Below are 13,977 nucleotides of genomic sequence, written 5' to 3' on the forward strand. Positions count from 1 at the left end.
TCTGGCCTCCCTCGCCCCGCGAATTGATGATGCAGTCTGCCTGGTTGGGCTCGCTCGCATCTCCGCGAAAGGCTTGACCGTAGCAACGACGGCCAGGACCACACGGTTTTGCCGTACGCACGGCCCGCCATTTCGCCGCAGTTTTTCCAGCCCTGTCGACGAAGCCGGAAACTTACAGACGAGACGAAGCCTAGCAGCGCCGCTCATCCGCACGAAGCCTCGGGCTCACAGGGACTACCCGCCCTGCCCGCGCCTCTCGTGCCGACGCTGCCGCGTCCACCGCAAACCCGGCTCGCGATGCGTGACGACACATGATCGCCCCTCTTGGGTGAGCCGGGATGTGCGATAGATACGACAAAACCGAATTTCGGCAAAGTGGAATATTTTTGTGGGGATGGGTTGACAGAGGGCGACACAGGCCGGCGCCCGTCCCGTCATCCTGAGGACGACGGCGATAGCTGCGAGGTCACGGTTCAAGCAAGGAGATCATGCTATGCTTCCGGCCATCGAGGCCCTCCGAATCGCCCAATGGCTCTTTCACGCAAGCTGCTTCTGCTGATCGCCGGCCTCGTCGTGGCCGGTGCGCCGGCGCGTGCTGCGGAGTTCTACACCGAGGATCTCCGTATCCCCATGGCGGAGGCCGGGCCACAGGGGCTGGAGGCCTTCCTGGTGCGCCCGGCCGGGACGAAGCGCTATCCGCTGGCGCTGCTCAGCCACGGCTCGCCGCGCAGCTTCGACGACCGCGCGACGATGTCCGCGCATAAATATTACGGCATTGCGCTCGAATACGCCCGGCGCGGCTTTGCCGCGCTGATCGTGATGCGGCGCGGCTACGGCACCTCGCCTGGCGGTCGCGTCGACAGCGTCGGCGGCTGCGCGAAAGCCGCTTACCTGCCTGCAGCCGCGGTCGCGGTTGCCGACTTGCGCGCCGCGATCGATGCGATGGCGCGCCGGACCGACATCACAACAACAGGCATGATCGCGGCCGGTCATTCCGCCGGCGGGCTCGCCACCGTCGCACTGACCGCGCAGGCACCGGCCGGTCTCGTCGCCGCGATCAACTTCGCGGGCGGCCGCGGCTCGCGCGACGACGACGACGTCTGCAATCCCGATGGGCTGGTGCAGGCCTTCGCCACCTTCGGCAAGACCTCGCGCGCGCCGATGCTGTGGGTCTATGCGACCAACGATTCATATTTCGGCCCCGACCTCGCGCGCCGCCTCCATGACGGATTTCGCACCAGTGGTGGCAACGCAAAATTCATCGCGGCGCCGCCGTTCGGTGACGACGGCCACTACCTCTATGCGGTGGCGAGCGGTGCGCAATGGACGCCCTATGTCGACGCCTTCCTGCGCGAGCGCGGCCTCCTCAGTCGCGATATCCTGAGCCCGCCCGACCCGCTGCCGCCGCCGCGCCAGCTCAACGAGGCCGCGCGGGCCGAGTTCGCGCGCTATCTCGCCAGCATGCTGCCGCACAAGGCTTTCGCGGTGTCGCCGAACGGCGGCTACGGCTGGCGTTCGGGACACATCACGGCCGACGACGCCCGGCGCGATTCGCTAGCGGCCTGCATGAAATGGTCGCCCACCTGCACGCTCTATGCGATCGACGACCGGCTGGCTGAACCTGCGCAAGCGACGTCCACCGATCAGAGCGCCCGCGCGCGCTAGTCGCCGCAGCGGAGGCCGGTTTGTTAACTCCGGGGCTCTATGACGGACCGATGCTGTGGGATCGGGCATACTCCAATCTCGGCGCGACGTGGAGACACGTGGCGGTCGTCCTGCTGTTGTCGGCCCCGATCTGCGCACAGGCTGGAGACGGCGATCTGGGCCGGCCGGACACGACGTCGGCGATCTCCAGGACGGAGCTCGGTGCCGGCGAAACGCCGTCATCCCGGTCCATGATCCGGAAGATCATCGAGCGAGAAACCGCAAACACCAATTTGCCGGCCGATATCGCCGAAGCGGTCGTCTTCGTCGAAAGCGGCTACAATTCGGCCGTCGTCGGCAGCGTCGGCGAGATCGGCCTGATGCAGGTGCGGCCCGAGACGGCCGCGATGCTGGGCTTCAAGGGCAGCGAGGCGGAACTCGCCGAACCCGACATCAACATCCATTATGGGGTGCTCTATCTCAGCCAGGCGTGGCGGCTGGCTGGCGGGGACATGTGCCGCGCGCTCATGAAGTATCGAGCAGGCCATGGCGAGGAAGCGATGACCGCGCGGTCGCAGGTCTATTGCAACCGCGCCCGTAACCGTCTTTCCGCCATGAATTCGAAGGCTCTTGAGACCGACGTTGCGGCCGCTCCGGATCCGGCGCCCCGGCCCACTTCCGCAGCACCTGCAGCAGCTCCGGCAAAACCGGCGAGCCGCCCGAAGATGGCGGCGCAGCCCAAAGCCGTCTATGCCCGCTATCGCCAAGGCACCGCAGCCGCCAGCCGCGCCTATTGGGCCGCGCACGAGGCCAGGGTCAGCCAGATCAAGGCTCGTATCGCAGCGCGATGGAAGCGCGTCGCATCGCGCTGACAACAAGTGCCTATAGCCGCTCGCTAAGCGCGAGCTTGTAGCCGACGCCGGTGACGGTCGCGATCACGGGCGTACCGCTGCCGACGAGCTTGCGGCGCAGTCGCGCTACCAGCGCGTCGACCGTGCGGATGTCGACCTCGGCCTGGCGGTTGCTGACGACCTCGATCAGATAGTCACGGCTGAGCGGCCGTCCGTCGGCGCCGACGAGCGCCGCGAGCAGGTCGAATTCGGCGCGCGTCAGCGCCACAGGCTTGCCGTCGCTGCCGAGCAATTCACGCCGGGTGAGGTCGATGATCCAGTCGCCGAAGGCGATCGAATTGTGGTTGCGCGCCGCCTTGCGGTCGAGCGAGCGTCGCCGCAGCACGCTGCGTGCTCGCGCCAGCAGGTCGCGCAGATTGATCGGCTTGGTGACGTAGTGGTCGCCGGCGATCTCGAGGCCGAGGATGCGATCGACGTCGGTGTCGCGGCGCGTCACGAAGATGATGCCCGCGTTGCTGGTCGCCTGGATCTCCTTGGCGAGCTCGAAGCCGTCGCCATCGGGCAGTTGCACGTCCAGGAAGATGAGATCGGTTCGGGCGCGCAACGCCTGGCGGCACTCAGCGCAGGAACTGGCGCCGACCACGTCGAAATTGTTCTCGCTGAAATAGCCGACCAGCATGGTCCGCGTCACCGGATCGTCCTCGACGACGATCAGCCGCTCGCGGCCGGCGGGACGCAACTCCTTAAGTGCGGAATCAACCACGGTCTTGGGTGTCCTGTGTGCCTGGGACCCGACCTGGAAATTCAAGTCACCGCGCAATGCGCTGTCATGTGAACGGACATTCACGACTTGTTCGAGCCCCCGAAATTGCCTGCCGGAATATTAGGCGCGTTGCGACGCGCAAACAATATTGCTCATGGTCTCTAGGGATTAAGTATGAATTGGCCCACAATTCTCATTCCGCGCATCATAGCGCAGGGCGGCCCCCGCAGGGGCCTTGCGCCGGCCCGTGCCGCCGATCCCTCACATTCGGCTTCGGACTCAACCGCCGGTTAACGTAAAAATGGCCTTCGGCTTCGGAAGGCCCACCTGCGCCTCTATTGTCCCGCCCGCACAATGTGGAACCACGGAGCAGACGTGATGCAGGGGCAGGCCCGGTTGGCTGCCGGTCGAACCGAGCAAGGCACGGCGCCGTTCGGCCGTTCGCACACGCTCGATGTCCTGCGCGGCCTCGCCATCGCCGGCGTGATGGCCATCCACGTCTCGCAGTCGTTTCCATCAAATATCCACGCCGTCGACTACGCCTTCATGTGTGGCTGGACCGGCGTCAACGTGTTCTACTTCGTCAGCGCCATGACGATGTGCCTGATGTGGACGCAGCGTGTCGAAACCAGTCCGACGCGGAAGTTCTATATCCGCCGCTTCCTGCGCATCGCGCCACTGTTCTGGCTCGCGATCCCGATCTACCTCGTCATCAACGGCACCGGGCCGAGCGACAACGCGCCTGGCGGCATCGGGCCAGCTCAAGTGATCCTCACCGCGACGTTCCTGCACGGCTTCTGGCCGGACAGCGTCAACAGCGTCGTGCCCGGCGACTGGTCGATCGCGGCCGAGATGACCTTCTATCTTGTCTTCCCGCTTCTGATCACCGCGTTCGGCTCGCGCCGCCATCTCTATCTCGCGCTGGCGATCGTGCTGCATCTCGTCAATGTCTGCCTGTTCAAGCCGTGGGCCTTCGCCCTGTTCTCCGCCTATTACGGTCCCGGTCACGAAGCGTTCGTCTGGACCACGCTGCACATCAGCTTCCTGAACCAGCTTCCGGTCTTCCTGGTCGGATGCGCGCTGTTCTTCGCGCTACGCGACGGGTTTGCCCGGTCGGACGCAGCGATCTACGCGGTCTTCATCGCGCTGTCCTTCGTCGCCAACCGCATAACCGGCTCGCACGAATTCAACTATCTCATGATCAACCTCGTGCTCGGCGCACTGGTTGCCGGCTGCATCAAGCTTGCGATCCGCTTCCAGCCGCTCGAGGCGGTCGGCCGCAATTCCTATTCGATGTACCTGTCGCACTTCGCGGTGATCTACGGCCTGCATCAGCTCTGGCCGTTCGCCGATGGACTGGTCTCGCTGCTCATCGCCTATGTCGTCACCGCCGCGCTGAGCTATCTCGTCGCGCGCGCGACCTGGCATCTGGTCGAACGGCGCGCGCAGGATTTGGCGCACCGTCTGACATCGGCGGGATCGGACCGATCAATCCTCCCGCCGACCATCGCCGCCACTGCGGCCGGCACGCGCTGAACGCCCCCGCTCCGTCCCTGCCGGCCCGATGCGGCTTGCTTCATTGCCGCCTTAAACTCTACTGTGGAGACACTTCACGCTGGAGTAGGCACCATGCAGGTCATACTGCTCGGCACCGGCGGCCCGCGGCCGGACCCGCGCCGCATGGCGACGACCACCCTGATCAGGCTCGGCGACGAGAATATCCTGTTCGACGCAGGCCGCGGCGTTGTGGTGCAGCTCAGCAAGGCCGGCGTTCCGCTCGGCGCGATCAACACGGTTTTTCTCACGCATCATCACTTCGACCACATCGGCGACCTCTACGATGTGATGCTGAATTCATGGATGCACGGACGCAAGGACGAGCTGCGCGTCTATGGACCGCCGGATACCGAGCGGCTCGTCGACACGCTGATCACGCAGGTCTACGACAAGGACATCACCTGGCGCGATAAGGGCGAGCCGGCCTTCGGCGGCTGGAAACCCGTGGTCGCGACGGACATCATACCAGGGCCCGTTCTCGACACCGGGCGCTGGAAGATCAGCGCCGAGCTGGTGTCGCATGGCGACGGCCTCGACATGCCGCCGGCCTTTCTCGCGCGATGGATGTGTCTCGGCTACCGCTTCGAAGCGGAGGGCAAGGTCATTGCAATTTCGGGCGACACGGTCCCCTGCCCCGGGCTCGAGCGGCTGGCTGAGGGAGCCGATTTGCTCGTCCAGTGCTGTTTTCTCGCAACGCCGGAGATCAACAACGAGCACCTCCGCCGCCTTGCGAAATTCACGATCGCCTGCGGCGACACCGTCGGCAAGGTTGCGGCCAAGGCCGGCGTCAAGAAGCTCGCGCTGACCCATCACCGGCCGCGCGCCGACGATGTCATGCTGAACGCGCTGCTTGCGGATGTCCGGCGGGATTATGTGGGGCCGGTCGTGCTCGGCGAGGATCTCACGCGCATCGAGGTCTGAGGGCCGACGATCGGTTCGCCCTTCGGCCTCAAGACGTTCCGACCTCGATCCGGAACGACAAGCGCTCTTCCGCACCCGGCGCGATATGCATCAGGCCCGGCTTGTCCGTGAATTCGCCGTCAAAGCCGGCGGGACTGGCATAGCCGCGCCAGGGCTCGATACAGAGGAACGGCGCGCCCGACGGTTTCGACCAGACGCCGAGCTCGCGAAAGCCGCGCCAGGACATTTTCAGCCAGGGGCTGGAGGACGCAGCATAGCGGACCGCGTTGCTGTCGATCCGGTCGAAGATGATGGCGTCATCGACGAACAGGGATTCGGACAAGGCGAGCTGATTACCCTTGACGGGACCAGGCTCCTCGGCCGCGCGCAGCAGCCCGCCATCAAGACGGCGGACGGGAGACGATTCCACCTTCGCAAAGGTCAGCGCGTAGTCCTCTTTCGCGCTCTCGGGCCGGAGGGGCCAATTGAAGGCGGGATGGCCGCCGATCGAAGCCGGCAATGTCTCCTTGCCGGTGTTGGCGATCGAAAGTGTCAGATCGAGGCCGGCGGCGTCGAGCGCATAGATTGCGGTCAGACGGAACGCGAACGGATAGAGCGCGCGGGTCGTCTCGCTGTCTTCGAGCACCAGCGTGCAGCGGCTTTCGCCGCGCTCCGCCCACGCAAAGCGGCTGTCGCGCGCAAAGCCATGCTGGGTCATCCGGTATGTCTTGCCCCGGTGCCGCAATTCGTCCCCGGCAAGGCGCCCCACGATCGGAAACAGCAGCGGCGCATGGCGCGGCCATTCCGGCCCGGCCTGCCAGACGAACTCGGTGACATCGTCCTTCAACGAGCACAACTCGGCGCCGTGCGCCTTGACGGTCGCGGTCAACCCTCCGCTGCGGAGGGAGTGGGTATCGTCACTCATGGCGGACATCTACACCGCGACCTCGCACGCAGCAAGGCAGCGCCAGCCATGCAGGCAGAGCGCCTCCACTGTGCGAGGCTGCGTCATATTTCTGTACCTAACGGTTGCTCCTTTGCGGCTCGTCCTCCGCATTGCTTCGCCGCAAGGTCGGCCCGGACTCCGATCAACCAATGTGGTAGCCAATTGAAATTCTTCATCAACGGCCGCTTTCTGTCGCAAAAGCTCACCGGCGTTCAGCGCTATGCCGCCGAGATCGTCAAGGCGATCGACGTGCTTCTGGCGTCGGAGCAAACTCCCGCCGCGCTGCGGAACGCAGACTGGCAGTTGCTGACGCCCGTGGATGCAAGCGAGCAGCTCCAACTGGAGCGAATCAAGATTCGCGCCGTCGGCCGGTTGCGCGGGCACGCCTGGGACCAAATCGACCTGGCGCGCGCCGCTGCGGGAGGCCGCTTGATCAGTCTCGCCAATTCCGGCCCCGTGTTCCATCGCGACCACATTGTGGTGATCCACGACGCACAGGTCTTTCGCCGGCCCGACTTCTTCAACTGGCGCTATCTTGCAGTTCACCGAACCATGGGCCGGCTGCTCGCTCGGCACGCAAGCATCGCAACCGTATCGGCCTTTTCGCGCAAAGAGCTTGCCGAGGTGCTGAATCTGTCAGCAACGGCGATCCCGGTTTTCCCCAATAGCGCCGAACACTTCGCCAGGACGAACCCTGATCCCGACATCATTGCCCGGCTCGGCGTTCGGCCGCAGAAGTTCTTTCTTTATGTGGGCTCCAGAACCAAGAACAAGAATCTTTCGGTCGCGATCCGTGCCATCCAGCTGCTCGACCGGACTGACGTTCCTCTGGTCATCGTCGGCGGCGACAACAGCAAGGTCTTTCAGGACAATTCGGGCGAGGGCGCTGCCGGCCTGCTGCTCGCCGGGCGTCTGACGGACAGCGAGATCGCAGCGCTCTACGCGCATGCATCGGCATTTGTGTTTCCCTCGCTGTACGAGGGCTTCGGCGTGCCGCCGCTCGAAGCGATGATCTTCGGTTGCCCGGTCATCGCCTCGACGGCCGATGCCGTCGTGGAGACGTGTGCCGACGCCGCTGCGTATTTTGACGCCAATGATGCCGAATCGTTGAAGCAACTGATGCTCGAAAGATTGGCAATCGGCGCCATCTCCGATCAGGAGCGCCGGCGGCAGCAGGAACGCGTTGCGTTCTTTTCGTGGCAAAAGTCGGCGAAGTCGTTGCTCGATCATCTCACACCATCGGCAAACGTTGCCAGCGCTGCTTGAAGTTCGATGCACTTCGCTTATCGCGCGCATCGGTTTTCGCACAAACAATTTGCAACTGGCTGCAACTCGCGCACGTGCGCTTGGTTCCACGAGAATTTTTCGTTTCTTCCATCGTGCGCACAAAGAGCTTGGCGCAACATCACCACATCGCTGCCCCAATATCGCTACGTATTCGAGGAACTGTCTCTCGCACTAGCGAACTCAGAACAGGGATACAGGATGTCCGCCTCTCCAACGCGGCCCTACGGAAGGCAAACGATGAAAGTGCTGCACATCGCCGAGACGATCCGGGGCGGGATTGCCAGCTACCTGAACGAGTTGCACCCACAGCAACAGGCGAGCTTCGGCGCCGGGAACGTGCACTACGTCGTGCCGTCGGATCATCGCCGCGATCTTCCGGCGATCGATGACAACCAGATTACGACGTTCGAACGATCCGGCCGCGGCATCGCCGGGCTATTCCAGATGTTGCGCGCAAGCATGCAAGCGCTGGATGCCTTTCGTCCTGATGTCGTCCACCTGCACTCCTCGTTTGCGGGCCTCGTGCTGCGCCCGGCGCTGGCGGCCCGCTCCGACGGTCCGCGCGTCGTCTATTGCCCGCACGGCTGGGCGTTTTCGCGCGAGACCGGCCGCCTCAGTCATCTCGTGACGAAAGCGGCGGAGAACCTCCTTGCACGCACGTCGGACCGAATCATCTGCATCTCGAGCGACGAGTTCAACGAAGCCGTCCGCGCCGGAATTCCCGCCGAGCGCCTCACCCTCGTCCATAACGGCATCTCGAAGAGCCGCACACCGCAGCCTGTCGCGGCGGACTGGACCTCCAAAAAGGTCAAGGTGCTGTTCATCGGACGGCTGGACCGCCAGAAGGGCTTTGATCTCCTGATCGAGGCGGCACGCTCGCTCGAGGATGTGCTGGAGATCCGCATGATCGGCGCCTCCGTCGTCAACAAGTACGAAGGCCCTAGCGTCCCGTCCAACGTGTCCCTGCTGGGCTGGCTCGATCGCCCGACCATCGAGACCCAGCTCGAGGCCGCCGACCTCGTCGTGATCCCGTCACGATGGGAGGCCTTCGGCCTCGTTGCCCTGGAAGCGATGCGCGCGGCCAAACCCATCCTGGCGTTCCGCAGCGGAGCATTGCCCGAGATCGTCGTCGATGGCGTGACCGGCGTGCTTTGCGAGCCCGTCGCGGTCCAGCCGCTCGTCGACGGTTTCCGGCGAGCACTCGATCTCGACCTCAAGGTGCTGGGACAACGCGGCTACGACCGGTTCAAGCAGTTTTATGACGTTCAGAAGACGCATGGGCAATTGCAGCAGGTCTATGCCGAGCTGCTCCACGACGACCGGACACCGATCGACGCGAAGGCGGGGCTGCGGTCGGACCTCTCCAAGAATTTCTGATGGCTCGACGTTCACACTTGCCGTCGCAGATACAGGAGATCGCGATGGCGATGTCATGGACCGGACTGGGTGTCAGCGCGAACGCCGTCTCGCGAGCATGATCTAGCCGATGATATTCTCACGCACCTTGGCTCGCGGCAGCTTCCGCCTCGCGGGCCTCATGGCATCGATTTTTCTGCCGGTCTCTGTCTGCGCACAGCAGGCGCAACCGCTCGATGCTCGATTCCTGCTGGGCGTCGGCACGCATCAGGGGCTGGGTGGCCCGGTGAGCGCGCGCGGATACGTTCCTTCGGAAAACGTCGCACAGATCAAGCAACTCGGCCTCAACGCCTTCCGCGATGATTTTCCCTGGTCCGATTTCGAGGTGGGGGGACGCCGGATGGGCTTCACGCCCAGGCTCGGCAGGCTCGAAGCGCAGGTCAGGTCCGGCGTCGCGCGCCCTCTCCTGATCCTCGCCTTCGGCCATCATCTGGTTCCGAATTCCTCGCCACCGACCACCGATGAGGCCCGGCAGCGGTTCGCCGATTATGCCGCGGCGGCGGCGCAATCGGTCGTGGCGCAGCATCCGGTCTTCGAGCTCTGGAACGAATGGAATCTGGCGGCAAAGAAGGATCCGGCGTTCTCGCCGGAGAACTATCTGGCGCTCGCGCAAGTCGCGCGGCCGGCGGTGAAGCGCGTAGCACCGCATGCGCCTTTCCTGATCGGAGCTCTTGGCGACGATCCGGGCTGGACATGGACGGAGAAGATGCTGCGAACCGGCATTCTTCAGCATGCGGACGGTGCTTCGATCCATCTCTACAATTTCTGCATGGGCCCGAGCAAACGCACGTCGGCCGAGATCATCGACCGGCTCACGGCGTTTCACCGCATGGTCGGCCAGGCCAGCGGAAATCCTGACTTCCCGATCTATGTCACCGAGACGGGCTGGACCACGGCCACCAACAAATGCGGCGTCAGCGAGCAGGCCCAGGCCGACAATACCGCGCAGCTGATCCTGTGGGCGTCGACCGCGACACGCTGGCTCAAGGGCATGTGGCTCTACGAGCTCAAGGACAGTGGAAAGAACCCGTCGGAGCTGGAGGATAATTTCGGACTCTATCGTTTCGATAATTCGCCAAAGCCGGTTGCCTGCGCGGCCCAGGGGGCCTGGGCCTTCATTCGCCCCAGCCTGAGTGCCGAGCGCCGCGAGCTCGCCAGCGGCGTCGTGTCGATCAATGCATCGACGACTTCCGGCGGCAGAGTTGCGGTCTGGTCCGAGGCCCCGGACCGACGTTACGAGATCCGGCTCAAGGGCGATCAACAGGGCGCAAGCTTTGCGATGCCGTGCGACCAGGCGGCAAGGCCTGCGTCCGGGGTCTGGATCCCCGTTTCGAGCACACCGGTTCTGATTGCAGCCAATGACAGTGCCGTTCCCGCCCTGGAGATCAGGCCGGCGCGGTAGACGCGATTTTGCAGACATGAGGTTGACGCGATGAAAGTTCTTTTGACGTCCACGCTTTATCCAACGCCTCAGGCCCCAAAGATCGTCGGCGGCGCGGAGATCTTCGCCCGGCGCTTCGCCGAAGGCCTGGTGCAACGCGGTGACGAGGTGGAAGTGATCCGGGCCGCATCTACGCCTCATCAGGCTCCGGAAACCTGCGACGGCATTAACGTCTATTCCGCGCCGGTGCGAAACGTGTATCTGCCCTTCACGGAGCAGAAGAACGTCGCATTGCGCAGCATCTGGCACGCGATCGACGACTGGCAGATGCAGGCCCCCCTGATCGCGGAACGCATCCGGGCCTTCAAGCCGGACGTGCTGCACTCCAACAATCTGTCGGGACTCACCACCGCGGTCTGGCGCGTTGCCGCCCAGCTCGGGGTCCCCGTGCTCCATACGCTTCATGACTATTATCTGACCTGCCCGCGCTGCTCCCGCTTCGAGAACGGACGGTCCTGCGAGCACACCTGCACGAGCTGCGGAATTCTGAGCTTTCATCGCAAGCGCGCCACGCATTGGCTCAGCGCCGTGGTCGGCGTGAGCGAGCGCGTCCTGTCCATTCATACCGACATGGGCATGTTCTCGGAGACGCCGATCCGCACAGTGATCCGCAACGCCTCGACCGAGCCGCCGCGCGAGCCCTACCCTCGGCCGGTCTGCACCACGGAAGTGACGTTCGGGTTTATCGGCCGCCTCACCGAGGAAAAGGGCATCGACAATTTGATGCAGGCCCTTGCTCAGCTGCCCCGTGATCGGATTCGCATGATGATCGCCGGACGGGTCAGCGAGGAGGAGCAACGGCGCCTCAGGGCGCTCGCGCCTGATGCGCGGATCGAGTTCATGGGCTTCGTGGTGCCGGACGATTTCTACAAGCAGGTCGACGTCGTAATCGCGCCCTCCATCTGGCACGACCCCGGTCCGCTCGTCGTCGCAGATGCCAAGGCTGCCGGCAGGCCGCTGCTCGGAACGCGCTTCGGCGGCATGCCCGAGGTCATCGAGCACGGGGTGACCGGCTGGCTGACCGAAGCCGATCCACAATCCCTGGCCAGGAGCATGCTCGCGGTCGCAGCCGATCCGCACAAGATCGACGAGATCAGCCGGCGCCTGATCGCGGATACCAACAAATGGATATTCTCTGACGTGCTGTCTTCATACAAGAACCTGTATGAACAATTGCGCGAGCAGCGGATGTCGCACGTGCGCGCAGCAACGGCCGAAGCGTCGCAGGGGCCGTCGATCGTCGGCAAGGAGCGCCTCATTCCGCGATGACACGCCTCCTCGCGATGGCGGGCTATGTCTACCAGAGCGCCGCGGCGATCATCCTGATCTTCGCGATCAGCCATCTGTTGCCCGCCGCCGACTACACCAACTTTTCCCTCGCGCTGGCCTCGAGCCAATTGCTCTGCGTCCTGATGTTCGAGTGGCTGCAGCTGGCCGGGTTGCGGTTTCTGGCGGCAGCCAAAGAAAACGAGGCGGCGCGGCTGAGGTGGTCGCTGTTTGCAGCAGGCCTGTCGAGCGCAGCCGCGCTCGTCGTGGTCGGGAGTTGCGCGTCTCTGGCCAGCGTGCTCCCGACGCGGATCGTCGCCTTGGGTCTCGGCATATCCGTGCTACAGGGCTTGACGGATCTCTACTTCCTGTCGGTCCGCCTGTCCGACCGGCTGGGCATCGCATCCTTTCTGCTTGCGTTGCGTGCCACCGCCCTCCTGATCGGAGCCGCCGCGGGGGCAATGATCTCGGGAACGGCGGAAGCGGCGCTGCTCGGTATTGCCTCGGGTCACGCCCTCGGCCTGCTCGCCGGCCTTGTCGCCTATCGCACGCCGATGGAGCCCGTCCCGCTGCAGACGATGCTGGCCGACTGGAAGGATTTCTCCCGCTACGGCATGCTTGCGGCAGGCGCGTCGGTTATCCATCTGTCGGTGCCGGTGCTGCTCCGTGTCATCGTCGTCGGCCAGCTGGGTGCGACCGGAGCCGGGGCGGGCTTTTCGATTGCGCTTGACCTCCTGCAGCGTCCCTTCTGGGTCCTCAATGCAGCGATCCACACCGTGAGCTATCCGGAAGTGGTCAACGACTTCGAACACGGAGGCAGCGCAAAATCGGTGCAGTCGGCGCGGCGGATGTTCGAATTCATGATCTGCACGACCCTCGTGCTGCTCGGTGGTCTGATTGGATTTATTCCAGATGCAGCCCGTATCCTGGTGCCGCAGGCCAGCCTGGATGGCTTTCTGGAGACGGCCCCAACGGTCGCCGCCTTTTATTTCCTGCACACCCATCTGCAGGCGACGATCGCGGTCGTTCCCCACCTCGAGAAGCTGGCGACCAGGCTCGTCGTCGTCGCGGCCGGCCAGCTCGCCCTCGTCGTGTCCTTCGCCGCGGTCGCGGTATCGGCCGGCCTGTCGCCGCGAGCGGCAGTCAGCTGTGCTTCGCTCGCCACGCTCGCGACCATACTGGTCGCACTCGGCCCCACGCTGCGGTTTGAGGCGCTCCCGCGCTGGCCGTTGGTCATGCAGGCGGGGGTGGCCGCAATCCTGATCGGATCGCTCGGTTCGATACCGACGGAGCCCGCGGCATGGCTGGCCGGCAAGATCGCGATCGCCGCGATTGCAACGGCGGTCATCGGATGGCGCGGAGATTTTCTAATGCTGGCCCGCCGCGGCTGATTGGCCGCACCAGCGTTATGCGAAGCGAATCTGGTTCCGATACGGAACCGGGTCTTCATCAGCAGTTTCCGCGGCGAACGCTGCACCATCCCTGAGCATCACAACCATTGCGAGCAAATTGATTGGTTTGACCGCCCATGGAAGCGGCATCTGCGAACTTCCCGTGCAGGAAAGCGCGAGCTGCGAAGGAATGAGACGAAGATACTTCGATTGACGGCCAGCGAGAAAATGTCTTGCTGCTCCTTGCCGATCTCGCGCGCCGCGAGCGCGCCGACCGCTCGCTCAGATCTGTCATATAAAATCCAATTCGCGCGGCCTGCGCATACATTCAGCAGCGCAAATCGCGAAAATCTTGAAAGCGCCTTCCTCACGCCATGCTGCCCGGGCATCGCATCAATATTCTGCTGCAACACAGAGCAAGTCTGTTCCTGCACAAGGAACCTCGTTTCGCTCGCGATTTGTAGCTTCCATTTTTATCTGAAATTCACACTCGACAGAGAAGCTTGAACGCAATC

General features: G+C 64.1%; 12 protein-coding genes. 9 read left to right on the forward strand and 3 right to left on the reverse strand.

Features of this window, described 5'->3' with window-relative positions:
- Nucleotides 1-528 precede the first annotated feature (528 nt).
- Nucleotides 529-1,665, forward strand: a complete 1,137-nt coding sequence (locus tag CIT37_RS31200; RefSeq protein ID WP_095424440.1) for an alpha/beta hydrolase family protein — start codon at nt 529-531, stop codon at nt 1,663-1,665.
- Between the two features lie 98 nt (nt 1,666-1,763).
- On the forward strand, nt 1,764-2,516 hold the full coding sequence (locus tag CIT37_RS31205) for a transglycosylase SLT domain-containing protein (protein WP_095424439.1): 753 nt from the start codon (nt 1,764-1,766) through the stop codon (nt 2,514-2,516).
- Between the two features lie 10 nt (nt 2,517-2,526).
- Here the strand turns inward: CIT37_RS31205 and CIT37_RS31210 are convergent, their stop codons facing one another.
- Entirely contained in the window at nt 2,527-3,342 is an 816-nt protein-coding gene (locus CIT37_RS31210) for a response regulator transcription factor (protein ID WP_038972568.1), read from the reverse strand.
- Nucleotides 3,343-3,636: 294 nt separating this feature from the next.
- On the opposite strand from CIT37_RS31210, the gene CIT37_RS31215 reads away from it, so the two are divergent.
- Together CIT37_RS31215 and CIT37_RS31220 are read left to right on the forward strand one after the other, a co-directional pair.
- Complete coding sequence (locus tag CIT37_RS31215) at nt 3,637-4,794, forward strand: acyltransferase family protein (RefSeq protein ID WP_038972567.1); 1,158 nt, start codon at nt 3,637-3,639, stop codon at nt 4,792-4,794.
- Between the two features lie 93 nt (nt 4,795-4,887).
- Complete coding sequence (locus tag CIT37_RS31220; RefSeq protein WP_095424438.1) at nt 4,888-5,736, forward strand: MBL fold metallo-hydrolase; 849 nt, start codon at nt 4,888-4,890, stop codon at nt 5,734-5,736.
- 28 nt (nt 5,737-5,764) lie between these two features.
- Here CIT37_RS31220 and CIT37_RS31225 read toward each other — a convergent pair whose 3' ends face one another.
- Nucleotides 5,765-6,640, reverse strand: a complete 876-nt coding sequence (locus tag CIT37_RS31225; protein ID WP_095424459.1) for an aldose 1-epimerase family protein — start codon at nt 6,638-6,640, stop codon at nt 5,765-5,767.
- 183 nt (nt 6,641-6,823) lie between these two features.
- Between CIT37_RS31225 and CIT37_RS31230 the strand changes: the two genes are divergently transcribed.
- From CIT37_RS31230 to CIT37_RS31250, 5 genes are all read left to right on the forward strand, one after another.
- Nucleotides 6,824-7,927: a glycosyltransferase family 4 protein gene (locus CIT37_RS31230; protein WP_038951063.1), complete on the forward strand. Its 1,104-nt coding sequence runs from the start codon at nt 6,824-6,826 to the stop codon at nt 7,925-7,927.
- A 258-nt stretch (nt 7,928-8,185) separates the two neighbouring features.
- Nucleotides 8,186-9,325: a glycosyltransferase gene (locus tag CIT37_RS31235; protein WP_095424437.1), complete on the forward strand. Its 1,140-nt coding sequence runs from the start codon at nt 8,186-8,188 to the stop codon at nt 9,323-9,325.
- Between the two features lie 160 nt (nt 9,326-9,485).
- The gene (locus CIT37_RS31240) at nt 9,486-10,766 is read left to right on the forward strand and encodes a hypothetical protein (RefSeq protein ID WP_244611295.1); all 1,281 of its coding nucleotides are present in this window, start codon (nt 9,486-9,488) and stop codon (nt 10,764-10,766) included.
- Nucleotides 10,767-10,796: 30 nt separating this feature from the next.
- Nucleotides 10,797-12,074 carry a glycosyltransferase family 4 protein gene (locus CIT37_RS31245; protein ID WP_028141796.1) on the forward strand — a complete coding sequence of 426 codons (1,278 nt, stop codon included), beginning with the start codon at nt 10,797-10,799 and terminating at the stop codon, nt 12,072-12,074.
- On the forward strand, nt 12,071-13,462 hold the full coding sequence (locus CIT37_RS31250; RefSeq protein WP_028141797.1) for a hypothetical protein: 1,392 nt from the start codon (nt 12,071-12,073) through the stop codon (nt 13,460-13,462). The genes CIT37_RS31245 and CIT37_RS31250 overlap by 4 nt, the downstream gene beginning before the upstream one ends.
- A gap of 98 nt (nt 13,463-13,560) precedes the next feature.
- On the opposite strand, the gene CIT37_RS31255 is transcribed toward CIT37_RS31250, so the two are convergent.
- A complete protein-coding gene (locus tag CIT37_RS31255; RefSeq protein ID WP_152036281.1) occupies nt 13,561-13,896 on the reverse strand; it encodes a hypothetical protein in 336 nt (111 codons plus the stop codon).
- Between the last annotated feature and the right edge of the window lie 81 nt (nt 13,897-13,977).

It is taken from the genome of Bradyrhizobium ottawaense, from assembly GCF_002278135.3.
In the GTDB taxonomy this organism is placed as follows: Bacteria; Pseudomonadota; Alphaproteobacteria; order Rhizobiales; family Xanthobacteraceae; genus Bradyrhizobium; species Bradyrhizobium ottawaense.